Origin of the sequence: Psychrobacter glaciei (assembly GCF_014652895.1) — a bacterium.
GTDB classification, from domain to species: domain Bacteria; phylum Pseudomonadota; class Gammaproteobacteria; order Pseudomonadales; family Moraxellaceae; genus Psychrobacter; species Psychrobacter glaciei.
The window spans coordinates 118,436-144,918 of record NZ_BMZR01000001.1; the positions used below are offsets into that span (position 1 = coordinate 118,436).

Consider the following 26,483-nt stretch of genomic DNA (forward strand, 5'->3'; position numbering starts at 1 on the left):
AGAAATTGAAGAATTTGAATGACTACCAATCATGACCATTTATGATCATTATTTAGCATTATTGCCATTATTGCCATTACTGATGATAATAGCATGCTAATTATTCGATTCGATTACAGTAATATTCAATAGCAGAATGTTTTACTTGCTTGACTTAGATGTCCCTCTACTGGGTTGTTGTTTTAGCTCAGACGACTTTATAACGCCATAACGCATAAACGCCATACCGAGTTTTATTTATGAATGATTCTACCCAAACTGACAATCATAACGCCTACGATGTAGAAACTGACATTCAATCCAATACGCCGCTCGCGCCGCAGCGTGCGCACTTGCAGTTGGCTATTGATGGCATGACATGTCAGGCCTGTGCCTCGCGAATTGAAAAGGTGCTCAATAAAAAGCCGTCGGTATACGAGGTGAGTGTGAACTTCGCTGGCGAGACCGCGAATGTCGATTATGATCCGACCCAGACGACGCCTGAGCAAGTCACAGAATGGGTAAATAAAACTGGTTTCGTCGCCAATTTGCAGGCAGCTGATAGTTTGTTTGCCCAAACTGATAAAGATACCGCGACTCAGTACCCGTGGCGCTTGATTGGCTTGTGGCTATGTTTGCTGCCGTTTTTAGTTGGTATGGCAGGTATGCTGACAGGTTTTGGTATGGCGTGGATGCCACCGGTTTGGATTCAGTTTGTCCTAGCGACGATTGTACAATTTGGCTTGGCATTACCGTTCTATAAGAGCGCTTGGGCATCCATCAAAGGTGGTCTTGCTAATATGGATGTGCTGGTCGTCATTGGTACGGTAACCATATGGGCGTATTCAACATATCTGTGGCTGACGCATGGCGATGGTACGTTAAATAGCCTGCTACAAAGTGGTCACGCTGGTGGTCATGGGACTGGCAATAGCCCTGCTGTGTATTTTGAAGCTGGGGTGATGGTTATTGCTTTTGTGCGAACGGGTAAATATTTAGAAGAGCGTACCAAAAAACACAGCCTTAATAGTATTGATTTATTATTGTCTTTAACGCCTGATGAAGTTGAACAGCAGCAGCCAAATGGTGATTTTCATAATGTAGCTCTTAAAGACGTGCAAATTGGTGATATTTTGCGTGCCAAACAAGGTAGCCGTGTGGCAACGGATGGGGTAGTCATCGAAGGTAGTGGCTGGTGTGTGGAGAGTCATTTAACGGGTGAGTCAGTACCTCTCAAAAAAGAAGAGGGTAATAGTCTGCTAGCAGGCGCTTTAGTCGAAAACGGCAGCCTACTATATCGCGTCAGTGCTAAAGGCAGTGATACGAAGCTGGGTGATATGGTACAAGCCCTCAGCGATGCGCAAGGCTCAAAAGCCGACTTGGCGCGTCTAGCTGATCGAGTCACGGCTATTTTTGTACCAGTGGTGGTAACGATTGCTTTGGTCACCTTTGGGGTCACATGGTGGCTAACAGGTATGGTTGATACTGCCCTAATGCATGCCGTATCAGTATTGGTCATTGCTTGTCCTTGTGCGCTTGGCTTAGCCACGCCAGCGGCTATCATGGCTGGTATGGGAGTCGCTGCTCGTCATGGCGTTTGGTTTAAAGATGCGCAAAGCCTAGAAGCTGCAGGTAATATTGATACGGTCGTGCTCGATAAAACGGGTACATTGACTATTGGTAAACCGACTATCGTCGATAAGGTGATGGTTGATAAGTCGCTTGCTGTGGATGATGTATTGCAAATTGCCGCCAGCGTCGAGGCGCATGCCAGCCATCCGTTAGCCACCGCGTTAATAAATACTGCCAGAGACCGTAATCTGCCATTAATGAATGTTACGGATATTAGTGTCGTTAAAGGCGCTGGTATACAAGCGAGCATTGAAGGTTTAGGTGTGGTAAAAGTCGGCACCGCAGAGTTTGCTAATTTAACGCTACCAAAGCTGATGCCAAAAGTATGGCAAATCGCCAGTACCGTTGCCATTAGTATTAACGATGAAGCCTTAGGTGCTTTTGCTTTAGCTGATGATTTAAAAGCCGATACCCCTCAGGCCATTACTGCGCTACAAGATGCTGGTATCAATGTCATTTTAATGAGTGGTGATAAGCAATCCGTCGTCGATCATGTCGCAGGGCAGCTGGGTATCAAGCAAGCTTATGGCAAGATGAGTCCACGTGATAAAGCGAGCCAAATCGCCTTGTTGCAAACAGCTGGTCACAAAGTCGCAATGGCAGGTGATGGCGTCAATGATGCGCCAGCGATGGCAACCGCTGATGCCAGTTTTGCGATGTTTGAAGGCACAGATGTTGCCCAGCATAGTGCTTCTGCCCGTTTGATGGGCGAGTCGCTGATGCATATCGATGCCGCGCAAAAAATTGCGCAAGCCACGCTACGTAATATTAAGCAAAATCTGTTTTTTGCCTTTATTTACAATTGCCTTGGCATTCCGCTTGCCGCTTTTGGTTTTTTAAATCCTATGATTGCCGCCGCTGCGATGGCGCTTAGCTCTATTTCTGTATTAATGAATGCGCTACGTCTAACTCGATTCAAAACGGAGGTTGAACTTGATAACACGGTATCTGCCTCTCAGACTAAAGCGGAACGCCCAATAAAAGCATAAGAGTCATTTTACTTTTGATATCCTAGCTACTGAGACAAATTGATAATTAATATTTGGCTATCTATGTGTAGTTTTGTGACCGCCAGTCGATGTAAGATAAGGGAAGTTTGGTGAAATTTATGCTATGATGCCAACCACTATAGCTGACGGTTAAAGTACTAAACAAACCCTGAAGCCTGCTCAAAACTAGCCGAGTATATCAGTAGAAAAATCTGGTCTAGGTATAGGGCTATATGATATTTTGCTTTATCTTTTTTGTATTCTAGTTGCCGTTATTTATCCCACAAACTTGGCATGACCAAAGGAATTAACAGACATTATGTACGCTGAAGAAACCACCAACGTTGCCGCAATTAAAGACATTCGTGCTCGTGAGATTTTAGACTCGCGCGGTAACCCAACGATTGAAGTCGATGTTATCTTAGCTGACGGTACTGTCGGCCGTGCGGCTGCCCCAAGTGGCGCGTCTACTGGCTCACGTGAAGCACTTGAGCTACGTGATGGCGACAAAAACCGTTATATGGGCAAAGGCGTCAAAAAAGCCGTTGCCAACGTCAATAGCCAGATTCGCAGTGCGTTGATGGATAAGGAGGTCACCGAGCAGCAAGGTATCGATGATGCCATGATTGCGCTAGATGGTACAGAAAACAAAGACAGCCTTGGTGCCAATGCGATGCTAGCCGTGTCTCTTGCCACTGCAAAAGCCGCTGCCAAGTCACAAAGTTTGCCATTACATCAATACATCGCCAATTTGCGCAACCAGACGTCGTTGACCATGCCTGTACCCATGATGAACATCTTAAATGGTGGCGAGCATGCAGATAACACAATCGATATCCAAGAGTTTATGATTGAGCCAGTTGGTTTCACCAGCTTCTCAGAAGCGTTACGTGCTGGCACGGAAATTTTCCACAGTCTAAAATCTGTCCTAAAATCACAAGGCTTGAGTACAGCGGTTGGTGATGAAGGCGGCTTTGCTCCGAACCTACGTAGTAACGAAGAAGCTATCACCGTTATCATGCAAGCGATCGAGCAAGTCGGCTACAAAGCAGGCGAAGACATTCATCTTGCATTAGATTGTGCGGCTAGTGAGTTTTATAAAAACGGTCAATATATCTTGGCAGGCGAGGGTAATAAAGCATTTGATAGCCAAGGATTCTCAGATTATTTAGTAGGGTTGGCGCGTCAATATCCTATTATCTCTATCGAAGACGGTCTTGATGAATCTGATTGGGATGGTTGGAAATACTTAACTGAGCAGATTGGTGATAAAGTCCAATTGGTTGGTGATGATTTATTTGTGACCAATCCTGCTATCTTACAAGAAGGTATTGATAAGCATATTGCTAACGCGATTTTGATTAAATTCAACCAAATCGGTACTTTGTCAGAAACGCTAGATGCGATTTATTTGGCGAAGAAAAATGGTTATGCGACGATTATCTCGCATCGTTCAGGTGAAACTGAAGACAGCACTATTGCAGATTTAGCCGTTGGTACTGCTGCCGGTCAGATTAAAACTGGCTCACTATGCCGTTCAGATCGCGTGGCGAAATACAATCAGCTATTACGTATCGAGCAACAAGTACGTGCAAGCTACCGTGGTCGCGAAGAGTTTATCGGTCTACGTGGCTAATTAGCTAAGGTTAGGTTAGCTAAGGTTAGGCAATATGTCATTTTTGATATATTGTCTAGCAAGCTTAGCTGGTATTTATTTTATTATCTCTCTATCGTTTGGCCTATCACATGAAATACTTTAGCCAATTTATACTACTTGCTTTAGCCGTTGCGGTGCTGTTAGGACTGCAATATCAATATTGGCTGGGTGAAAATGGGCGCTTTGAGCATAATAAACTACTGACTCAGACTGAAGATCAGCAACGCTTAAATGACAATCAAGTGGCCGCAAATAACTTATTACGTACTGACGTCTATGATCTAAAAAATGGACTTGAGGCAGTAGAAGAGCATGCGCGTTTAGACTTAGGTTTGATTAAGCCAAATGAGACGTTTGTCCAAGTATCAACCGCACCAACGACGCACAGTCGCTACTAATTTTTAACGCCATCGTAATGAGTGTTCATTGATAACGATGGCTTTGCTTTTCTCGAAACCGCTATTACTCCTCCTCTTAATACTCATGCCTTCCCAGCCATATCATCATGCAAGCAAACCCTGATTACTACTTTATGAACACCACCTTATGAATACCACACCTAATATACATGCCATGATCGTCGCTGCTGGTCGCGGTAATCGTTTTGGTGCCTCTATCGCCAAGCAATATACTATGCTGCAAGGGCAGACCTTGCTACAGCACAGTGTGGCAAGGCTTGGATGTAGTGCTTATATTGATAAATGTTTATTGGTCGTCGCAGCAGATGACAGCAAAGCAGAGACGCTCAATTTTGCGCTTCCAATTCATTATGCTATTGGCGGCGCTGAGCGCTGGCAGTCTGTACAGGCGGGGGTAGAAGCGATCGTTAATACAGGTGTGGATGACTCAGACTTGGTGCTCATTCATGATGCTGCGCGTCCAGCAGTTCCCACTCATGATATTGAACAAGTCATTGAAGCGGCAATGCTTGAGCCTTATGGCGCTATCTTAGCGACCCCTGTTGCTGACACTCTAAAGCAATCCTGCAAACAATCCAGCGCTCACTCTGAGCTTATGCGTGATTCTTTAAACGTAAACAAAGACACGTCTAGCGCTTATGTTAAACAAACGATTGATCGGAGTAATATCTGGCAAGCCCAAACGCCGCAAGTATTTCGTTTAGGACAGCTAAGACAAGTATTGAAGCATGTGGCTGAACACAAACTCGATATCACCGATGAAGCCAGTGCATTTGAATACTTAGCGCTGCCGATTCGTCTAGTGACTGGCAGTCGCCAAAACATCAAGCTCACCTATCCTGATGACGCTATCTTGCTCGCAGCGATTCTTAAAGCTCAGTCTTAGGGCATATTCTCAATTTGAAAGATCGCTATCTGACAGCCTAGTTATTTTGATAAATATCAAAAAACTACCTTCTTTTTATTGGCTTACCTTCACTACTTGTTATTAGTCCAAATCATTATGCTGGCATATCGATGAGTTTGCATAACGCGGTAAGTGATATTGTCATAAGTAGCATTCTGTACCAATCTTACAATCTAAATGAGGGTGCTATCATTAACTGATCACGTTTTTTTATCATTAACTTCCCGTCATATTGTCTACTTATGCTACCAATATTAAAAAATCATACCCTACATTCTCATTATGAATGAATATATTATATTATTTAGTATTACTACTTAATGATGTAATATAAACATATATTGATTTGATGACTAAACTAGCCTATGATGTAACCAACTTAATACAATTAATATAAATATTTATAAAATCAATAATATACCAAGCCAATTCGATGTTTTCGAAGGTCTTGTCTCTATGTTTTTTCTAAAGTTAGTATGGTTGTCTTAGCTACATTTACCTGAAAATAGGGAGAAGCTGATTGTCAGTAGTCAATGATTCGACAAATCCAGTAACGACAGATCTCTGCCAACTTGTGTATTTGAGCCGCATCACGTCGACTGGTCTATCAAACGCCAGTACACTGAACGATATCGCAGAAGTCGCCAGCAAGCATAACAAAGCTGATAATATTACGGGTATTCTTTGCTACGGCAATGGTTACTTTTTACAGTGTGTGGAAGGTAGTGAGCAAGCGTTAACCAATCTCAAAAATCGCTTGATAATGGATGATCGACATAAAGACTTAACCATTTTAGATTTTTCAGCACTGGAAGATCGTCGTTTCGCTGGTTGGTCACTGCGCTCGATTACCCTTGAGCGCTGGATGATTAAAGAGCCTAAGCTTAAGAAGTTTATGCCGTTTAAGCCTTATGCGTGGAGCACTGACGAATGGACGGAGTTTTTAGATATCTTGCAAGGTTATTATGAAAAGCATGTCAGCACAGGCGAAACTGACAGTCAGCCGATACAATATAGCACTTTAGGTTTAACCTTAAGTAAAGTTGTCGGACAGCACCAAGCCTTTTTCTTGATTCAGACCGTATTGGGCTCGCTGATTATATTAGCGCTACTGTGGTTCATGATATCGGATAAGATTTTTTAGGTCATAAAAAGTAGACCGCTTATACCGAAAAGCTAGCAAAGATTGCTGGCTTTTTTTGTTATGAATTTTGATAGCTTTTGATAACTATAGTCAGGTCAATATAAAAAGAGACAACGTGACCGATATAAGTTTTTTGTCGCCTCTGTCTGCGTACGTACAGCAAGCAAGAAAAATTTGTACCAGTCACGCATCATAATGTCGTTTATCCATTTTATTTAATATCGACTATAACTTTGATATAAGAGCAGGAGTGAAAAAACAGATAAAGGAGAGAATTGGTAGGCGGATTTTTTATTTGTCGTGTTTTTTTATAGTGAACTGACTATAAATCCATGCTTGTCCATATTTGAAAGCTACAGTAGCAGTTAGTTTCGATACTAAGAAAGTAAATCGGGAAAATAAACCGGGAAAATGAACAGACATAAAAAAAGTCCAATCACGATATATTGTGATTGGACTTTTTGATGGTACATTTATCAGTCTTATCTGATGCCTTTCGGTAACAGTGCTGATAAGTGACGCCAAATAGTGGCGTCCCCAGGGGGATTCGAACCCCCGTTACCGCCGTGAAAGGGCGGTGTCCTAGGCCTCTAGACGATGGGGACTAGTAACACAACACCTCAGCTGCTTTCACCATTTATGCCGAAGTGGTGCGTATTCTAATGGCGTCTGCGCTTGCTGTCAAGCCTTTTTCTTCGTCTTTTTAATATTAAGTATCTTTTTTTGAGCGCACGGCGTGGATGTAAGTCATTACTCTTTAAATGATGGCGAATCCATAGAGATGTGCAAGCACTAATGGTTAAGGCGAGCAGCATATAGCCGATGATGGTGCCCCATAACTTAAGTTGTGGATCCATAATAAAGTCCCTCCTATTACGCCTTAACAGCAGCAGTGCTACTAATAGCAGCTATCAAGGCAGTGTGAGCAACTTAAACCATCTATAGGATATAACAGCGTCGTTTGGGAGTGAAATAGTGGCAAGTAAGTAAGCTATTAAGTCCCTTTAACAGTAATACATAAAGTCAGAAAGGTTTGTCAACTTACTGAAAGTGGTATCAATCATATCCCTATTGATTGTCAAATCAAGATGTCCAAGATGTCAAAGTCATCAAGTATTATAAATAGCACTATTACGTATGGTTGGCAACATAGGATATGTGACTTATGTATTATCGCTATCGCCCGATTCTTCTTTAGTGTCCTCATTATGCATCGCATTGGCCAGCATAGGATAATGGTTAAGTATATGACAGAATAGCTCGGCTGTTTTTTGGGTGTCATATAGTGCGGAGTGGGCATTTTTGCCGTCAAACTCAAGCCCTGCTGCTTTACAAGCGCGTGCCAGCACTGTCTGACCGAAGGCAAGCGCTGATAGAGTCACCGTGTCAAAGACTGAAAAATTATGGAATGGGTTGTGGCTTTTACTGTTGGTACGTAGCACGGCTGCATTTAAAAACCCTAAATCAAAATGCGCATTGTGTCCAATCAAGACACATTGACGGCAGTCTTCAGCACGGCGGACTTCTTTTAAACCTTTAAAAATTCGGCGTAGTGCGGTTTTTTCATCTTCGGCAATGGCTTTACGCATCGGATTGTTGGGATCAATGCCAGTAAAGGCAAGCGCACTTGGCTCAAGATTCGCGCCTTCAAAGGGCTCGATATGAGCATTGAATGCCTCACCAGGATAAAACACACCCTGCTCATTGAGTAATACAGGAATGCAGGCCATTTCTAGCAAAGCATCCGTTTGTGCATTAAAACCTGCTGTCTCCACATCGACGACGACAGGCAGAAACTTGCGAAAACGGTCTTTCAAGCCCATGGGTGCTTGCTCGTCTGCTACGGTGTCTTTGATGTGAGTAGTTGACGCGACATTGAGGCTAGTATCTACATTGCTTGATGGGTTGTCGTTCGGTAAGGCGGCATCGTTTTTAGTGGTCATATCAGGTTAAATCGCTTTTATCAGTCGTATTGTTATATTGAATTAGAAATGAGTATCCCATGAAATCAACCGCTCCTTCAGTACAAAGGCATTATTGATATCATAGGATAAAATACAGAGGTTGCTTTATAAGTGCTATGTTTTATAAGTACTGTTTTTTATAAGTGCTATGCTTTGATAGACCAAGGCAGCGTCTCGCCCGCCATCAGCGGGGTCAATGATGAGCCATCAAAATAAGGGTAGCCTGCGGGTACTTGCATAGGCGTTTTGATTAGGGTAATCGTGCTTTCATTGACTGGCAAGCCATAGAATTGAGCACCAAAGCGACTCGCAAACCCTTCTAACTTGTCTATTTTGCCAACACTATCAAAAGCGGTGGCATACAAAGGCAAAGCAGTTGCCGCACTATAGCAGCCAGCGCAGCCGCAAGCCGCTTCTTTTTTATCCGTTGCATGTGGGGCAGAGTCGGTGCCCAAGAAGAACTTTGGATTGCCGCTGGTGGCGACATCTAATAAGACCTTTTGATGACTCTCGCGCTTTAAGATAGGCAAGCAATAAAAGTGTGGTTTGATGCCACCAACCAACAGATGGTTGCGATTAAACATTAAATGCTGCGGGGTGATAGTAGCCGCAATATGATTGCCTTGCGCCAAGACAAAGTCAGCCGCATCACTGGTAGTAATGTGCTCCATCACAATTTTTAACGTCGGGAATTTGATGATAATTTGTGCCAACACCTCATCTAAGAAGCGTTTTTCGCGGTCAAAAATATCCACATGATTTTGTGTCACTTCGCCATGCAACAGTAGTGGCAGGTTGTGCCTTTCTAATGCTTCAAAGACATCCACACAGGCATTGATATCAGTGACACCATCTGCAGAGTTGGTGGTGGCGCCAGCAGGGTAGAGCTTGACTGCTTGGACGATACCTGACTGTGCTGCCATTTCGATATCTTGCACCGTCGTCCGATCTGTTAAGTATAACGTCATGCGCGGATCAAATGCTGCTTGGCGCTCCGCAGCCAAATCGCTAGCTTGTAGATGCTCCATGATCCGCGCACGATAGGCACGCGCATCGTCGACATTTTTGACAGGTGGTACTAGGTTTGGCATACAAATAACACGGTTAAAACTACTGGCTGCATGCGGTACGGTAGTGGCTAAGGCGCTGTCATCACGAAGGTGAATGTGCCAGTCATCTGGCTGAAGGATGGTCAATTCGGTCATTGAATCAGTCATAGTGTCATCGCGCTCTATATCGTCATTTATGGGAATAAAAAGAAATGATGCTGTGTGGCTATAATAACAGATTTGCCTGCGCGACTAAATATGCGACTAAATATGCGACAACATATCTGTATATCATTTATGAGTCATTGTGCATTTGCCAAGATGAATGAGTATTTTATGCACATAATGGCGTGAGACGATAAGCAAATGAATACCAAAAGCTAGCACCTTGTGGCAGTTACACTTTTGCCGATAGTAAATATGATGTACACTGAGCAAGCAATGTATCTTTTGATTGATCCTTAGCGTCTTTTACCCTTAGCATAGTTCACACAGTCAATTCTCATAATAGGAGTTATTCATGGCTCAGCTTGATCCAAAAAATATTAATAAAATCGTACTGGCCTATTCAGGTGGTCTTGATACCTCAATCATCGCAAAATGGCTACAAGTAACCTATGATGCCGAAGTGATTACCTTCACTGCTGATATCGGTCAAGGCGAAGAAGTTGAGCCAGCACGAGCCAAAGCTAAAGCCATGGGCATCAAGCACATTCATATTGAAGACTTGCGCGAAGAGTTTGCCCGTGATTATGTATTCCCAATGTTCCGTGCCAACGCCATCTATGAAGGCGAGTATCTGCTAGGTACCTCTATCGCGCGTCCATTAATTGCCAAGCGTTTGGTTGAGATTGCCAAAGAGCACAACGCCGATGCGATCAGCCATGGTGCTACTGGTAAAGGTAATGACCAAGTACGTTTTGAGCTTGGTGCAGTTGCCTTGTCTCCAGACGTTGTAACCATTGCCCCTTGGCGTGAGTGGGATTTATCAAGCCGTGAGAGCTTGATGGAATATGCCAAAGAGCATGACATTGCCATCGACTATGCAGGTAATAAGAAAAAATCACCTTATTCTATGGATGCCAACTTACTGCATATTTCTTATGAGGGCGGTATCTTAGAAGATCCCTATGCCGAAGCAGAAGATGATATGTGGCGTTGGTCAGTCAGCCCAGAGCAAGCCCCTGACGAAGCCCAGTATTTAGAGCTAGAATATGAAAAAGGCGACATCGTTGCTATCGATGGCGAGCGGCTCAAACCTTATGAAGTGATGATTAAGCTCAACGAAATCGGTGGCAGTCATGGTATCGGACGTTTGGATATCGTAGAGAACCGTTATGTAGGCATGAAGTCACGTGGCTGCTATGAGACGCCAGCAGGTAACATTATGCTAAAAGCACATCGCGGTATTGAGTCGCTAACGCTAGACCGTGAAGCTGCGCATCTAAAGGATGAGCTGATGCCGCGCTATGCAAAAATCATTTATAACGGCTACTGGTTCAGCCCTGAGCGTATGATGCTACAGGCGTTGATTGACAAATCACAAGAGTATGTCAACGGTACCGTTCGCGTGAAACTATATAAAGGTGCTGTGAGTGTCGTCGGTCGTAAATCAGACGATTCACTATTTGATGAAAAAATTGCTACTTTTGAAGATGATGCTGGTGCGTATGATCAAAAAGATGCCGAAGGTTTCATTCGTTTGAACGGATTACGTTTGGCGATCGAAGCCAGCCGTGGTCGTGATTTATCTAAGTAAGTTTTTTGGCTACTTATAGCCAATTAGGAACTTAGACCGCACAACAAAAAAGAGACTCTATGTTGATAGGGTCTCTTTTTTTACGGCTGATTTTTTATGGTTATTTTTGTCTACTCAGTTTTTGCAGTGTCTGCAATGACAGGCTCATCATCGTCTACTTTTACGATGGCCACATCTTGCTGCTGACGTTCTTCGAGGAGGTCTTGCTCTATGACCTCTTCTGTTGCAAGGATAGCACCATCAGATTTTTGGCTTTGATATTTGAGAGTGGCGAGCGCACCAAGAATACCGATGACGACAAGAATAATGAGAATAACGGGATTTTTCCAAAGCGGTGTTGAGGTCTCATACTCAATCGGTTTTTCACTGATCGTTGCTGGTGTGTTGTCGTTATTGCCACCGATTAGCCCCAAGCTAACCAATGGTGGTTTCGGGGGATTGGCAGGTTCAGAGTTTACGCGCAGACGGTTTCGGCTGAGATAGATATCCGAGATTTTAGCCAGCTGTAACAACCAGCGCTGGTGGGGTAACGCAATTGCCTGCATTTCTACAAACACCAACATGTCATTATGGCGGCCTTGCTGCAAATTATCAGGTGAGCGCCCGATGGCTTTTAGGTAGTTGCCAGTTGCCAGTTGCATGTCTTGCACAGGATCATGATTTTCAGGTTTGAATGCCGTCAGCTCGTACCAGTAAGTATCAAAAGCTGGCGGGGCGCTTGGCAGCTGTTCCATGCTTAATAGATGTGGTTCTATGTTATCTTGTACATTTTGGGCTGCTAAAGTGTTTGTCTCAATTGCTGCAAAACGTGTTGCGGATAAAAACTGTGGTTGTAAGGCGAACCATTTATTAATTTCATCATTATCGAGTTGACTGTATTCTGCCAAGATAGCCAGCTCACGGAGTACAATCACACACAAAGCGGTGAGTAAAATTTGTGCTTGTTGCGTCGTTGCGTCAATTTTTGCTGCAATACGATCGCTTGCTTTAATCACTCGTGCACTATCATTGAATATGGCGTCCGCAGCATCATGCCGATGATACAACGTTGCATTAATAGTCGCAAAGTTCATCGAGTTATACTGTCGTAACTCTTTAACAGCACTACGACTAAATAGCTTTTTGCTGACTGATTGTCCCTGATAACGCTGCTGATAGGCGAGCAGGGCACTTACGATGGCTTGTAGACTGGCATCCATCCCTAAGCGAGCTTGCGGTAGAGAGAGCTGTGCAGCATCGGCCAAAAGTGACAGCATCGGCTGGGTATCATGATATAAAAAATCATACATCGACACACGTGTCGGTGAAATAGTCGTCATAATCTGCTAGCATCAAAAAGTGTGCCCCTATATTACGGTGCCAAATGTCTTGATACAATCCCTTGATAATAGAAATTTTCAATCATTTTGCTAATAACCTTGATAGTAATCTGATGAATGACTGATAGTCGGAAGCATTTATGACCAATAATAAGACGCTTGATAAACAACTAGTTATTAATATCGCTGAGCAAACATTAACGATGTATCAGCAGCAAACTGTAGTTGTACAATATGTGGTCTCCACTGCAAAGAATGGCATGGGTAGTCAACAAGATAGTGGCTGTACGCCGCTAGGGAAGCACGTGGTGGCAGAAAAAATAGGTGGGAGTGAGCCTATGAATGCTGTATTTGTCGGGCGTGTACCGACAGGCGAGATATACGATGCAAATCTTGGTGAGCTACATCCCAAGCGTGACTGGATATTAAGCCGTATTCTTTGGTTGAGCGGTCTCGAAGAAGGGTTAAACAAAGGTAGCAATAGCCAAGGCAGCTGTGATACTTATCAGCGCTATATCTATATCCATGGCACGCCAGACAGCGAACCGATGAGCGCACCTTACTCACACGGCTGCGTCCGTATGCGCAATCAAGACATTATCGAGCTGTTTGAACAAGTCGAAGAGGGCATGCCCGTTACGATCGTTGTTGATTAGGTCCTGTTGCGTACAAATTTAGCCATGGCGCTGATAGACACTATTTAAATACGATAAAAAAATACAGCCTGTTATACAACAAGCTGTATTTTTTATGGAACGTTCTTATTTTATGAGAGTAGTGTCCGTCTTAAAAATAATATTACTACTACCAAAACGTTGAGCTGTCCGCAAATTTTGCTAAACGTGCGTCAATATGACTTTGGTCATCAGTCAGTATGGCTGCAAACCAACCCGCGCCATATAAAGCATTAGCATCTGTTGTTGATTTTAGATTGTAGAACTGCTGATATTGATTATCATCGTTCAGTTGTTCTAACGCTTTTTGCGCTTTTATCAGCCGTTTTAGCCAACGTTTGGTTTTCTTCTTAGCTTTTTTCTTACTTAGTAAAGGTACGGAGAATTCACTGATGTAACGCAAATCTCTTAACTGATTGAGCAACTCGCTTTCAGGTTGGTCATTATCAGCGATGTCTTCGTCTACATCATCGCTCATAAGCTCGGTAACACTTACTTCGTCAGTTTTTTTATTGGTTTTAAGGCACTTTTTATGTTGTTTAGAGAGGACTTTCGTTAGCTTATCGCGGCCAAGCTGATCAGTCTGAGGTTCAATGCTTGGGTCGCTCATGGTAAAGGCAATCAGCTCTAGCAAAGTTATCTGAAAGTCATTGGCTTGCAGCGTATTGATAGGTGTGATTTTGATATTTTCTATATCTGCTGTCCAGTCGACGGCAGGCGCGCCACATGCTTGTAGCTCAGGTTCGATCTGTGCGTTGATATAAGCAAGTTGATAGTAGTCGCTAAGCAAGTTCGCAGTTTGCTTTAGTATCGGCAGCCATTCAGGATTAATTTCATCAGAGAAGTCGACAAATGCTTTCAACGCAGTACGCAAGCGATCAATACCAATCCGTAATTGTAAAGTATGATTATCATCTATGCTGCCAGCGACGATAGCACTACTATTTGGTAGTATCTGCAATAAGCAATTGTGTACTACCGCACGTATAAAAGCAGGTGCACTGCTGTCTTTGTCTATTTGCAATTGACTTAGGCTTGCGTTGACTGCAGGACTGTGGCTCTGCTCATTAATAAGTAAGCCGCCATTTTCGGCTTTGGTGACGGTAGATAGACACAGCTTATAGCGCTTGCACCATGTTTTGGCAGTCGTAAATAGAAAATCTAAATCTCCTGACACCAATTCAAACTCTATCTCTCGAATGGCTTTGCGCCGAGTTTCATCAGTACCATGAATAATTTCTCCCTGATCATAAGCCATTTCGATACAATTATCGGTTTCATCCTCATTACTTTCTGTTAGCAACCGCGTAGTGCGCTCGACGTCAGTGACATACTGCCGAGTAAGCTGCTTGGTCAGTTTTTTGAGTTTAAAATCAGCCAATGCCTCAGCGATTGGAGTGTCTTCATATATTGTCAAATCAGGCGTCAGCTCATTATTATCGAGCATCGTTTGTACTTGCTCATTATCGAGCACGGCATTATGCTCTAAGCGCGCCGCAATCCCATCACCACCCGCTTTGATAGTCTGTACCCATGTATCACCTTCTTTGCGAATGCGCAGGCCTATACTTGCTTGTGCAAGCTGCTGGTCAGGCGTATCGTAATAGTGTGCCGCCAGTTGCAGTACTTGTGACGATTTAACGTGCGTTTGACGCATCAAACCTTTTAACCGCGATTCTGGCACCAAAAACTTCAGCTCTATTTCTTGCATCGTATTTTCCTAGTCAGGTAATCAAATTTCGATAATCATAGTCAGGTATCAGTGGTTCGATAATTATAGTTCGAGAATCATAGTCAACTGACTAACATCGTATGAAAGCTGCCTCACAATGACAAGTGAAATTTTGACAGTTTGCATGCGTTTTATGCTTAGCAATATACTTTTGGCAAATAATCATTATAATCAAGGCAAGGAATTAAACAAAAGTAAGATAAAATGGAGTTGCAGCGATGAAAACGAGTCTAAAAAAGACAGGGGCTTTTTCTGTAAGACAAGCCCTTAAATCAAACAAGTCAGCATCGGATTACAGTGACTCCATCTTCCAAACGGCGACTTGGGTTAAAGTATGTAGCGTTATAGCCTTGACTGCTATTATCGCTAGTGGCTGCAGTCAACAAAATGAGGAATATGAATCAGAACAAAGTAGCGCTGAGACCGAATATGTGGCTACGGAACAAGCGATTGAAGAGATAGCGGATCAGGGTGCTGATATATCAGATACTAATAATGAAGACTCACCTAAGTTACAAGTACAAAACCTATCTAATGATAGTGAGCAAACCCTTAACAGCCAAGCGGCTGATATAAAAATAGCAGGTAAGACCTTACTTATCAACGCGGCAGCTGACTTTAAAGTAGAGGATGTGGTAGAGAGTAGTAGCGCTATTGAAGGTTTAACCTATCAGCAAAAGGGTTACGTTGCATCAAGTCATATTAGCAATCGGGAGCGTGATAGTCGTGGTTTTGTGCAAGGGGATAAGAACGTTGTTTTGACAACCTATTATCGACAAGCTGAGATGACCGTACGTATCCCTAGACAAAACGTGAACAAGTTTCTAAAACAAGTACAGCAGCAAGTGGCTTTTTTGAATGAGCAAGAGTTCTCAGCTCAAGACGTCACTTTGGATATATATCGTGAGCAACTGGCAAGTAAGCTCAATAGCGATATGGCAAAGGATCTTAGTCGAGAACGGCTTGATAGCAAAAATGATAAAGATCAAACCAGTAATGTCGATACGATCACCGCCACCTATGCTGCGAGGCAACAGCAGGAATATGCACAGTTAGAGCAAATGAATATTGCGGATAGAGTGAAATACAGTACGATTAACTTAACCTTTACGCAACCGGATATTAGTTATAAAGAAACGACGCAAAATATAGATCTACTGATAGAAGCTGAACGTCCAAGCTTTAGCGCACAAGTGGGTCAGGCATTCAAAGAGGGTTGGGAGATGTTGAGAGAAGTCGCCATCACTTTGATTAGACTATGGTGGCTTGTCGTATTAGTAGGGGTGTTTTATATGGTTTATAGACTTATAAAAATACTGTATCGCACATTTCGTAGAAGTACTAGGCGTATGAACCACGCCAAGCTCAACGCAAAACGTAGGTCTGAGATGAAAGCTAAGGGCAATAGCCATACTGATGACCGTCATTCTAAAGAGTAAAGCGCGTTTTCTATCGAGAGTCAGTTTTTGAGATGCTTGTTATTCAACTGAGTTTTTGATTGTATTCTTTATAGTGGGTAACGTCTGCCCATAAAAAAGCCGCCCTACACGATGTAGGGCGGCTTTTTTTATAACTTTTACTGATAAAAACTACTTACAAAGTGTCGGTGATTAGAACTGGTTCATTGTGTTCTTGCCGCCGCCAGCTTTCAGAGCATTATCGCCTGAGAAGATTTCTTTGTGATCATCGCCAAGGTCAGAACCTGCCATTGCTTGGTGCTTGACACAAGAGATGCCTTCACGGATTTCTTTACGTTGTACGCCAGCAGCATAAGCAAGCATACCTTCTTCACCGAAGTAGCCTTTAGCAAGTTCATGAACGCTAAGAGCAGTCGTGTGGTAAGTCGGTAGGGTGATTAAGTGATGGAATACACCAGCTTCACGTGACGCGTCTTTTTGGAAGTTTTTAGCCGCTTCATCAGCCGCTGCATCCAATTCAGTACCGTCATAATCAGCGCTCATCAAGTCATTCTTGTTGTATGCTGAAACGTCTTTACCAGCTTCTTCCCATTCAGCGATAACTTGCTTACGGAAGTTTAGCGTCCAGTTGAACGATGGGCTGTTGTTATAAACCAGCTTCGCTTTTGGTTGCTCTTCTTTAATACGATCAACCATCATTTTGATGTGTTCAACGTTTGGCGTAGGCGTTTCGATCCATAGTAGATCAGCACCGTTTTCTAGAGCAGTTACGCAATCAAGTACAACGCGATCGATGTTAGTGTCTTCACGGAATTGATACAAGCCGTTTTGCAAGCGAACAGGGCGTACTAGTTTGCCGTTGTGCTTAAGCAAGCTATCGTTTTCTAGAGCATCTTCTAGCGTTACTTCTTCCATTTCGATAAAATCGATATATTTAGAAGCAAGATCGCCTGGCTCATTTGATACTGGGATTTTTTGCGTAAGTGACGCGCCTTCAGAGTCAGTACGAGCAACGATAACACCGTCTTCAACACCAAGCTCTAAGAATGCATAACGAATAGCATTGATTTTTGAGATGAAGTCTTCATGCGGTACAGTTACTTTACCAGCCTGATGACCACATTGCTTAGCATCAGATACTTGGTTTTCAACCTGAATAGCACAAGCACCCGCTTCAATCATTTGCTTAGTTAGCAAGTAAGTCGCTTCTTCGTTACCGAAACCAGCATCGATATCAGCAATGATTGGCACAACATGCGAATCAAAGTTTTCGATTTTTTCTAGAATGGCTGAGGTGTCTTGACCCGCTTCTTCAGCAGCGTTTAGCTCACGGAAATAGTCATTCAATACTTTAGCATCAGCTTGACGTAAGAACGTATAGATCTCTGCGATTAGCTTAGGTACTGACGTTTTTTCGTGCATAGATTGGTCAGGTAGAGGACCAAACTCAGAGCGTAGTGCTGCTACCATCCAACCTGATAGATAGATGTAAGTTTTAGCAGTAGTACCAAAGTATTTTTTCTTAGCATACATCGTTTGTTGTGCAACAAAACCATGCCAAGCACCTAGAGACTGAGTGTACTGAGACGTATCGTTGTCATAGTCTTCCATGTCTTGGCGCATGATTTTTGCAGTATACTTTGCAATATCTAAACCGGTTTTGAAACGGTTTTGTGCCATCATACGTGCAGCATCAGTTTCGCTGATATTTTGCCAGTTACCGTGTTTTTGCTTTAATTCACGTACTAGATCGATCGCTGACTTATAAACAGTTGACATATATAGTCTCCTTGGTGGGGTGTAAAAACGATAAAAATTAAGTGATAAAAAATGATTACGACTGTCTGTTATTAAAAGAAATAGAATAAGATTTTATTGACGTTATCGACATCTAATAAGAATGTACATCACTAAAAAGGATGGATGGTTATATTCGCCAAAAATAAATGTCTATCAAACGTAGCTCCACTTACCCTAAACAAACCTATCTATAAACACAAGGAATTTGCTGAACTCAGCAGTTGACAAATTGTCTGGTACAGGGCGATAACTTTGCGCTCACTCAGTATGTTTTATAGACTGCCAAAACAATTATAGAGTTGTGATTTCATAATTGGCGATGAGAGGTGTTACAATAATCAATGATGCTATCGTCCAAAAAATATAATCGTCTAAAAGTTAATTTAATAGTATTGATGGTCAATTCATGATGTTTTGCTATCGATATAGACCATTAAAATATAGTGATGGTCAGTAAGGCTTATAATCAGTATCTCAACCGACAGTTCCTTGCTTACATGATGACTTGTCTGTGTCACTTACTATAACTGCCTTACCAAGATTTATCTAATTTATGATAGTTATCTTGGGTATTTTATTTAGTTATAATATATAAAAAACAATGACTTATGATTGCTGGTTTGCGTTATAATTGGCAAATACTAGAAAATCTTAATCAAAAAAACAACGATATTGTGCGGTTCTAGAGAATAAGTCTCTATGACAGCATTAAAAATACCAATATTTATAATGGTATTTATTCTAAGGCAAAGAGAAATATATATGAATTTGCAGCGGGTTGATTTAAATTTATTGGTACATTTAGATGTATTGTTACGAGAAAAAAACGTAACACGTGCTGCCGAGCAGCTTGGCATTACTCAACCTGCTATGAGCAATATTTTACGGCGTTTACGTAAACTATTTAACGATCCATTACTGGTACGTTCATCAGAAGGCATGACACCAACTGAGCGCGCGCTTGAGCTACAGCCTCGTATTCGCGAGATATTGGCTGACTTGACCCAAGTTCTAGAGCCACGTACCGAATTTCGCCCTTATAGTACCTCACGTGTCTTTCGTATCATGACCTCAGACTATGCAGAGGCGACCTTAGTACCCAAACTGGTAAAAGCATTACGGTCTGAAGCACCCAATGTCATCTTGGATTTCTTGACACCATCTGATGTCTCTTATCGCGATATGGAGCAGGGGCGCGTGGATTTGGCCATCAACCGCTTTAATGAAATACCGCAAAGCTTTCATCAAGTGTTGGTCTGGCGTGATACTTTTAGCTGTTTGTTGTCTTCTGACAGCCCTTATGCCAACCGCTTCAATCTCAAAAATTATCTAAAAGCGCAGCACGTTTGGGTGTCCAAAACAGGGATGGGCGTAGGGTTTGGGGTCAACCCAGAAAAATCTGGCGGGTTAGGTTCTATCGATCAAGCATTGCAACGTTTAGGACAAAAACGCCAAATCAGTGTTTTTACCCGTCATTACCAAATGCCGGCTATGCTGGCAGCCAATAAAGATTTGATCGCGACATTGCCCACCCGTGTGGCAAAAATGCAGGCCAACAACGACAGTATAAAGATGGAAGAACCACCATTTTTTATCCCTGAATTTGAGCTGACTATGGCGTGGTCACCTTTACTACAGCATCATCCAGCACATAGATGGTTGCGTCAGCTTATCATGCATGTAGCACGTCAAATCGTTGACGAAGAAGAAAATCCACCGCAAGACATTCCTATTATTAATCATTTGTTTTAATTGGTTTTTAAGCAATTATGCAATCGATATAGTCAGTTATTGAACTGCTTAAAATACCGTTAACGAGCTCGTATTTAGTACAGACCATGAACCAGCCTTACAATTAGGCTGGTTTTTTTGTTTAGCTTTTCTAAAAATGATTATTCAATATTTAATTATTTATTAATAAGATAGTCACACTATTAACATCTTCAACACACTTCACAATATATTGTAAAACTCTTCGCCGATTACCTTGTTATTATAGCTGCAGATGGAAGACGACTTACCGACATGTCGTTCTATCAGCGTGACAACTAAATAATTACAAGTCACGACTATACTGAAAGTCACGACTATACTAAATATATAAAATTCAAATATATAAAACCAAATAACAAGGGCAGCAATTATGTCAGACATTACTACTATCAACCCAACCACGGGCGAAGAGATCAAAAATTACGATTACATGAGTACAGATGAGGTCAACAAAATTGTTGATGCCTCACACAATGCGTTTTTAGAATGGCGCAAGGTGAGTCACGAAGAACGTGGTCGTGCCATCAAATCTATCGGTGATAAGCTGATGGAATATAAAGAAGAGCTATCTAAGCTAATGACTGAAGAGCGTGGCAAGCTTTATAGCCAGAGTTTACAAGAGTTGGATCTGTGTAAAGCAATCTGTGATTATACGGCTGAAAATGGTGTTGCTTCTTTAGCGGACGATGTACGTGATATCGAAGGCATGAAAAAAGGTATCGTATCGTATCAGCCTATCGGTATTATCTACGGTATGCAGCCTTGGAATTTCCCAGCATATCAGGTATTTCGCTATACCATTGCCAATTTGATGGCAGGTAACAGTATTCTGCTAAAGCATGCGTCTAACGTGACGGGTTCAGGCTTACTGATAGAGAAAATACTTCACGAATCTGACTTGCCAAGCGATTTGTTCCGCACTATTATTATTGATCATGATCAATCAGAAGCGTTGATTGGACACGATAAAGTACGCGGTGTGACATTGACTGGTAGTGACTCAGCAGGCGCTATCGTTGGACAACAAGCTGCTAAAGCGATCAAAAAAGCCGTGTTAGAGCTTGGCTCAAATGATGCATTTATCGTATTAGAAGATGCTGATATAGAAGTGGCAGTAGAAACTTGTGCTCAAGCTCGCTTGATCAACAACGGCGAAACTTGTGTGGCTGCCAAACGCTTCATCGTCGTCGATAGTGTGTATGATGAATTCCGTAAGCGCATCGTCGAAAAATTTGAAGGCACAAAAGCTGGTGACCCAATGGATGACAGTTCAGACATCGGTCCTCTAGCACGTATAGATCTACGAGAGCAGCTCCACGATCAAGTAGAGAAAAGTGTGGCTAAAGGTGCAACCATCGCTGTTGGTGGTACAGTTCCTGAAGGTAAAGGCAGTTTCTACCCAGCAACTATTCTAGAAAATGTGCAAAAAGGTCAGCCTGCATATGACGACGAATTGTTTGGTCCTGTCGCGTCACTCATTCGTGCCAAAGACGAAGAAGATGCTATGCGTATTGCCAACGACAGTCGCTACGGTTTAGGTGGCGCTATTTTCTCTAAAGATGAAGAGAAAGCCATTCGTTTAGCACGTGAGCAATTCGACACAGGTATGATTTACATCAATGGTTACGGTCTTGCCAATCCTGCACTGCCTTTTGGCGGCGTGAAAAACTCAGGTTATGGTCGTGAGCACGGTGGCTTTGGTGTGAAAGAGTTTGTCAACATCAAAGGTGTTCATGTATTTTAAGAATACATACCAACATGCTTATGATTATTTATATTTTTAAAATATAAATGGTCGTTAAATAAAAAAAGCCCAGTGACTCGTTATGAGTGACTGGGCTTTTTATTGTGTTATATAAATTGCGTTATAAAAAAATGACTCAGAAAACTGAGTTTTTTATACGTCTATAAATAGTTGTAAAGGCAAAGCTGGCAAGTAAGTTGTAGCCTTTGACGAGATGTTGTCCACTGTTAGCGATAACGCATTTTTCGCTAACAGTAGAATCGTCCACGGCAGTAGCTGGTGTTCAAGCTTCTGTACCCGTGACTGTAAGCTTTCTACTGTGTCGTTGATATTGACGTTCAATACCGCTTGGGTTAACACTTGACCTGCATCAAGCTCAGCGGTGACGACATGGATACTACAGCCATGATGACGTTCACCCGCTTGCAACACTCGTTGATGAGTATCTAGTCCTTTATAAACAGGAAGCAGAGAAGGATGAAGATTGATCATCGGTGCTGGCGCATTATCGATAAATGAGCCGCTCAGCACCCGCATAAATCCAGCCAAAACAATTAAGTCAGGTTGCCACGCCGTTAATTGGGCACTAGCATGGCTCTCAAAGGTTTTGATAGCCATGCGCTTACCGCTATCAGTGTGCGATAACACGGCGACAGGTATGTTGGCTTGCTCAGCACGCTTGATAGCGTAGGCATCTTCACGGTTGCTGATGATACCTACTATTTCAATCGGTAGCGCGCCTGCTTGCATCGCATCTATTAGGACTTGTAGATTGCTACCACTACCTGATACTAGCACGGCAATACGTAACGGCTTGATGGGTTGGCTTGATTGATCAAGGGACATTAACGGTATACCACCGCGTCGGCTTCACGATTGATCATCTCACCCAATTTCCAAGCATTCTCACCAGCATCATTTAATGTTTCAATTGCCTTGTCAGCGTGCTCTTTAGGCACAACAATCACAAAACCAACGCCACAGTTAAAGGTGCGGTACATCTCACTTTGCTCGATATTACCTTGGGTTTGCAACCAAGTGAACAGCTCTGAAAACTGCCAGCTATTGGTATCGATGCTAGCGGCTAGCGTTTCAGGCAATACACGCGGTAAGTTATCGGTTAAACCGCCACCAGTAATATGCGACATAGCATGGAGGGCTGAGCTGCCAAGGGTATCTTGTAGGGCTTTAATGGCTTTGACATAGATGCGTGTCGGTGCCATCAGCGCGTCTTGAATAGATTGACCATCTAACTGCTCATTGCTGCTAGTGACATCAATACCACTAACTTCGATGACTTTACGTACTAATGAGTAGCCATTAGAATGCGCGCCGCTTGAGGCAAGAGCGATTAAAACATCGCCTTCTGCGACATTTTCGCCAGTGATGACTTCCGCTTCTTCGACCACGCCCACACAAAATCCAGCAAGATCGTAATCATCGTCTTGATACATGCCTGGCATTTCAGCCGTTTCGCCACCGATAAGTGCACAATTAGCCAGCTTACAACCATCACCAATGCCGCTGACGACAGTAGCAGCGACATCGACATCGAGTTTACCAGTTGCATAGTAATCTAAAAAGAATAAAGGCTCAGCACCGCACACCAATAAATCGTTGACACACATCGCTACCAAGTCGATGCCGATCGTCTCATGACGATTCAGCTGTAAGGCAAGCTTGAGCTTAGTACCGACACCGTCAGTACCAGAGACTAATAAAGGTGAGGTGTAACCTGTTGGAATACGGCACAACGCGCCAAAACCACCCAACCCACCCACGACTTCAGGACGAGTCGTGGCTTTTGCTACGGACTTGATTCGCTGCACCAATGCATCACCTGCATCGATATCAACGCCGGCATCTTTGTAGCTTAACGAAGGCTTGTCACTCATAGTCATCTCACAGTTGGGGAATATAATTAGAATTAAAAGGTAAAGTAATTGATTATGCAAAAATCAAGGTTATAAGGTTTGAAGATAGTGGGCGCATTATACCTAATAATAGACCTCACTCGCAAAGCAACTTGCCAATATTCGGCTAAGATTAAAGATAAGCGGTAAATTAAACGCTAAGAAACAAAAAATGACTGCTTTTTTTATCTACTCTGCGATAATAAAGTACTTAGAATCAAAGCACTTAGAATTTATAGACGTAAAGATAACCAGACAGTTATTTGGTAGCAATAAAATTGCCTTTTTAACGCTAAGTTATCGATATCAGCTTACTTGTAGGATAGCCCTTAATGATCAACCAATCGATTGACCCTTTTTTTCGGCGTTTATTTATCGTCGTCGCGCTTATCATCACCTTCGTTTTGCTGTATTTAATGCTACCAGTCATTCTGCCGTTCGTTTTTGCTTTTGTGCTCGCTTACTTATTCAATCCGCTGGTCAAGCGTCTCTCGAAATACATCAAACGCTGGATAGCCATTATTATTGTCTATTCTACCATTACCTTGGGGATGGTACTGCTGCTTTGGTGGTTGATACCAACATTGTGGCATCAGCTACAAGCGGCTTGGGAATATTTGCCTAAAGTGTTGAGCTGGTACAATGAGGTAGTACGTCAGTGGTTGATCGCCAATACCAATATTCGCTTACCCCTACTAGAAGCGAAGGGCGTTTCTGAAACGTTGGTTGAATACCTGCAAACGCACTATAAGTTCTCTGATGCCAGCTCGATGATGAGTCAAGTGCTTGCTTCGAGTATGAGTTTTATCAATAATGCAGGATTGATTGTTTTAGTGCCAATCTTGACCTTTTATTTCTTGTTCAATTGGGACAAACGCCTGCAGATGTGGAAGATGGCGATTCCAGCACCATACTGCAAAAAAGTCATTGGTATTGCCCAAGAGTGCGATCGGGCATTGATGGCGTTTATCAAAGGTCAGTTGTTGGTGATGGTCTTATTGGGTGCCATTTATGCCGTACAGCTACAACTTATTGGGCTGGAGCTAGGTCTTATTATCGGGATGGTGGCTGGTATCGCCAGCTTCGTACCTTATCTGGGCTTTGGTATTGGTTTTATCGCGGCAATTATCGCTTGTTTGTTCCAGTTCGGCTTAAATTGGACATATCTGTCATTGATCGTTGGCGCATTTTTAGTAGGACAAGCCGCAGAGGGCTACATCCTACAGCCTTTATTATTAGGTGATAAGATTGGATTGTCACCATTATGGGTTATATTTGCGGTACTAGCTGGCGCGAGCCTACTGGGTTTCGTTGGTATGCTTATCGCGCTACCAGTATCCGCGGTCATTAACGTATTATTCCGCCATCTGTACAGTTATTATCTCTCCACGGACTTTTATAAAGGTCGGAAACAGTTGGTGTTATTTAAAAAATAATGAACATCTTGTCATTGAAAGTTGATAAATTTATTAGATAATAAGCATGAAATTTGGGCTTGATGGATGATGACTGACAAAGCTTAGTAAGTAAAAGACTTGTCAGTCATTTTGCAAATATGTTATATATAGGCGCAGTAGTAGCGGTAATAGCCGTTACTATGATGGTTTTGATAAGCATCGTCAGTTTTGATAATTGTCAGGTTGGACTAAGCTTGATTGAAACTTCAAATCTGTTTAAGCGTTTTTGATTAAACCTGTTTAAAAGTTACCGAACCTTTTTCCTTTTCTACCTATTGCGCTACGCAAACCGAGTTGATGATTCATGGCAGAAGCCCAGCTAAGTCTCAATCTGGACATTAAGCATGATGCGAGTCTCAGTGACTTTGCCGGTCCCGGTTGGATGTCGATTATTGATGCAGTGCGGCAGCTACATGTCGGCCTGATTGGTCAGTTGTACCTGTTTGGCAGCCCCGCTACTGGCAAATCCCATTTACTATCCGCTATTTGTGAGTCTTTCATTGAGATGGACAAATCTGCGATTTGTTTGTCACTCAACGAATTGATTCATGCCGATGTCCACGTGCTCTCATCTTTAGAGAACTTCGACCTTATCGCAATCGATGATTTGGAAGTGCTGGAGCAGAGCAGTCAATGGCAAGAAGCCTTATTCCATCTCATTAATCGCAGCCGTGAAGGTCAGCGCCAGCTATTATTTGCCGCTAATAAATCTGCCACTGACTTACCGTTTCAGCTGACAGATCTGCTCACTCGTTTGGCACAAGCGCCTACCTTTAAAGTACCGAATGGTCACGATCTCGCTGACCGTCAAGCCTTGTTACAGTCTATCTTGCGTCGTCGCGGTTGGCAGTTTGATGAGCGTATTATCGATTATCTACTTATCGAAGGGCCGCATCGTATCGGTGCCATGATGGAGGTGCTCAATTACATCCAGCCGATGTTCTCAAACCTAGGGCGTAGTAATATCTCTAAGGCGGTAATCAGTGATGCTTTGCGTACGATTGATGAGCAAACGCTAGCGGCGGAGCTTGCAGATATTGCCCAAGAAACGCAAGTGGACAATGATGCCGCCAGTCAAGACCAACATACGATGCCACTCGATTTTTAATATTCAAAATGTAATTCATTTTATTCAAAATACCGCTGTTATCAAT

20 protein-coding genes and 1 tRNA gene are annotated in these 26,483 nt (G+C 42.7%); 12 read left to right on the plus strand and 9 right to left on the minus strand.

The genetic code is table 11. From position 1 onward, the window contains the following. Positions 1-239 precede the first annotated feature (239 nt). From IE130_RS00505 to IE130_RS00525, 5 genes are all read left to right on the plus strand, one after another. A complete protein-coding gene (locus IE130_RS00505) occupies positions 240-2,600 on the plus strand; it encodes a heavy metal translocating P-type ATPase (RefSeq protein ID WP_189580131.1) in 2,361 nt (786 codons plus the stop codon). Positions 2,601-2,919: 319 nt separating this feature from the next. After that, positions 2,920-4,236, plus strand: coding sequence for a phosphopyruvate hydratase (eno, locus tag IE130_RS00510; protein ID WP_189580134.1), 1,317 nt, complete (start codon positions 2,920-2,922; stop codon positions 4,234-4,236). Positions 4,237-4,346: 110 nt separating this feature from the next. Further along, positions 4,347-4,655: an FtsB family cell division protein gene (locus IE130_RS00515; RefSeq protein ID WP_010196361.1), complete on the plus strand. Its 309-nt coding sequence runs from the start codon at positions 4,347-4,349 to the stop codon at positions 4,653-4,655. A 148-nt stretch (positions 4,656-4,803) separates the two neighbouring features. Beyond that, positions 4,804-5,562: an IspD/TarI family cytidylyltransferase gene (locus IE130_RS00520; protein WP_189580137.1), complete on the plus strand. Its 759-nt coding sequence runs from the start codon at positions 4,804-4,806 to the stop codon at positions 5,560-5,562. Positions 5,563-6,103: 541 nt separating this feature from the next. Further along, complete coding sequence (locus IE130_RS00525; protein ID WP_189580140.1) at positions 6,104-6,727, plus strand: BLUF domain-containing protein; 624 nt, start codon at positions 6,104-6,106, stop codon at positions 6,725-6,727. A 529-nt stretch (positions 6,728-7,256) separates the two neighbouring features. Here IE130_RS00525 and IE130_RS00530 read toward each other — a convergent pair. The 4 genes from IE130_RS00530 to pyrC form a co-directional block, all read right to left on the minus strand. After that, a tRNA-Glu gene (locus tag IE130_RS00530) sits at positions 7,257-7,332 on the minus strand. A 54-nt stretch (positions 7,333-7,386) separates the two neighbouring features. Further along, the gene (locus IE130_RS00535) at positions 7,387-7,584 is read right to left on the minus strand and encodes a hypothetical protein (protein WP_141629673.1); all 198 of its coding nucleotides are present in this window, start codon (positions 7,582-7,584) and stop codon (positions 7,387-7,389) included. A 306-nt stretch (positions 7,585-7,890) separates the two neighbouring features. After that, entirely contained in the window at positions 7,891-8,550 is a 660-nt protein-coding gene (gene rnt, locus IE130_RS00540; protein WP_189582421.1) for a ribonuclease T, read from the minus strand. A gap of 287 nt (positions 8,551-8,837) precedes the next feature. Then, entirely contained in the window at positions 8,838-9,908 is a 1,071-nt protein-coding gene (gene pyrC / locus IE130_RS00545; protein ID WP_227676092.1) for a dihydroorotase, read from the minus strand. Between the two features lie 352 nt (positions 9,909-10,260). Here pyrC and IE130_RS00550 point away from each other — a divergent pair, with 352 nt between their 5' ends. Further along, entirely contained in the window at positions 10,261-11,499 is a 1,239-nt protein-coding gene (locus tag IE130_RS00550) for an argininosuccinate synthase (protein ID WP_010196371.1), read from the plus strand. A gap of 110 nt (positions 11,500-11,609) precedes the next feature. Here IE130_RS00550 and IE130_RS00555 read toward each other — a convergent pair whose 3' ends face one another. Then, positions 11,610-12,818 carry a hypothetical protein gene (locus IE130_RS00555; RefSeq protein WP_189580143.1) on the minus strand — a complete coding sequence of 403 codons (1,209 nt, stop codon included), beginning with the start codon at positions 12,816-12,818 and terminating at the stop codon, positions 11,610-11,612. Positions 12,819-12,958: 140 nt separating this feature from the next. Between IE130_RS00555 and IE130_RS00560 the strand changes: the two genes are divergently transcribed. After that, entirely contained in the window at positions 12,959-13,474 is a 516-nt protein-coding gene (locus IE130_RS00560; protein ID WP_189580146.1) for a L,D-transpeptidase, read from the plus strand. Positions 13,475-13,622: 148 nt separating this feature from the next. On the opposite strand, the gene IE130_RS00565 is transcribed toward IE130_RS00560, so the two are convergent. Continuing rightward, positions 13,623-15,203, minus strand: coding sequence for a CYTH and CHAD domain-containing protein (locus IE130_RS00565; RefSeq protein ID WP_189580149.1), 1,581 nt, complete (start codon positions 15,201-15,203; stop codon positions 13,623-13,625). 239 nt (positions 15,204-15,442) lie between these two features. Between IE130_RS00565 and IE130_RS00570 the strand changes: the two genes are divergently transcribed. Beyond that, positions 15,443-16,663 (plus strand): DUF4349 domain-containing protein, encoded by a 1,221-nt coding sequence (locus IE130_RS00570; protein WP_189580152.1) that lies wholly within the window; start codon positions 15,443-15,445, stop codon positions 16,661-16,663. Positions 16,664-16,834: 171 nt separating this feature from the next. On the opposite strand, the gene IE130_RS00575 is transcribed toward IE130_RS00570, so the two are convergent. After that, positions 16,835-18,421 (minus strand): isocitrate lyase, encoded by a 1,587-nt coding sequence (locus tag IE130_RS00575; RefSeq protein WP_189580155.1) that lies wholly within the window; start codon positions 18,419-18,421, stop codon positions 16,835-16,837. 783 nt (positions 18,422-19,204) lie between these two features. On the opposite strand from IE130_RS00575, the gene IE130_RS00580 reads away from it, so the two are divergent. Both IE130_RS00580 and IE130_RS00585 read left to right on the plus strand, forming a co-directional pair. After that, positions 19,205-20,194 (plus strand): LysR family transcriptional regulator, encoded by a 990-nt coding sequence (locus tag IE130_RS00580; protein WP_010196381.1) that lies wholly within the window; start codon positions 19,205-19,207, stop codon positions 20,192-20,194. 391 nt (positions 20,195-20,585) lie between these two features. Further along, positions 20,586-21,959, plus strand: a complete 1,374-nt coding sequence (locus IE130_RS00585; protein ID WP_189580158.1) for an NAD-dependent succinate-semialdehyde dehydrogenase — start codon at positions 20,586-20,588, stop codon at positions 21,957-21,959. 153 nt (positions 21,960-22,112) lie between these two features. Here the strand turns inward: IE130_RS00585 and purN are convergent, their stop codons facing one another. Together purN and purM are read right to left on the minus strand one after the other, a co-directional pair. Beyond that, entirely contained in the window at positions 22,113-22,805 is a 693-nt protein-coding gene (gene purN, locus IE130_RS00590) for a phosphoribosylglycinamide formyltransferase (RefSeq protein WP_189580161.1), read from the minus strand. Beyond that, entirely contained in the window at positions 22,805-23,854 is a 1,050-nt protein-coding gene (gene purM, locus IE130_RS00595; RefSeq protein ID WP_189580164.1) for a phosphoribosylformylglycinamidine cyclo-ligase, read from the minus strand. The genes purN and purM overlap by 1 nt, the downstream gene beginning before the upstream one ends. A 350-nt stretch (positions 23,855-24,204) precedes the next feature. Here purM and IE130_RS00600 point away from each other — a divergent pair, with 350 nt between their 5' ends. Together IE130_RS00600 and hda are read left to right on the plus strand one after the other, a co-directional pair. Further along, positions 24,205-25,308, plus strand: a complete 1,104-nt coding sequence (locus IE130_RS00600) for an AI-2E family transporter (protein ID WP_010196390.1) — start codon at positions 24,205-24,207, stop codon at positions 25,306-25,308. 325 nt (positions 25,309-25,633) lie between these two features. Then, positions 25,634-26,437 (plus strand): DnaA regulatory inactivator Hda, encoded by an 804-nt coding sequence (hda, locus tag IE130_RS00605; protein WP_189580167.1) that lies wholly within the window; start codon positions 25,634-25,636, stop codon positions 26,435-26,437. Positions 26,438-26,483 lie beyond the last annotated feature (46 nt).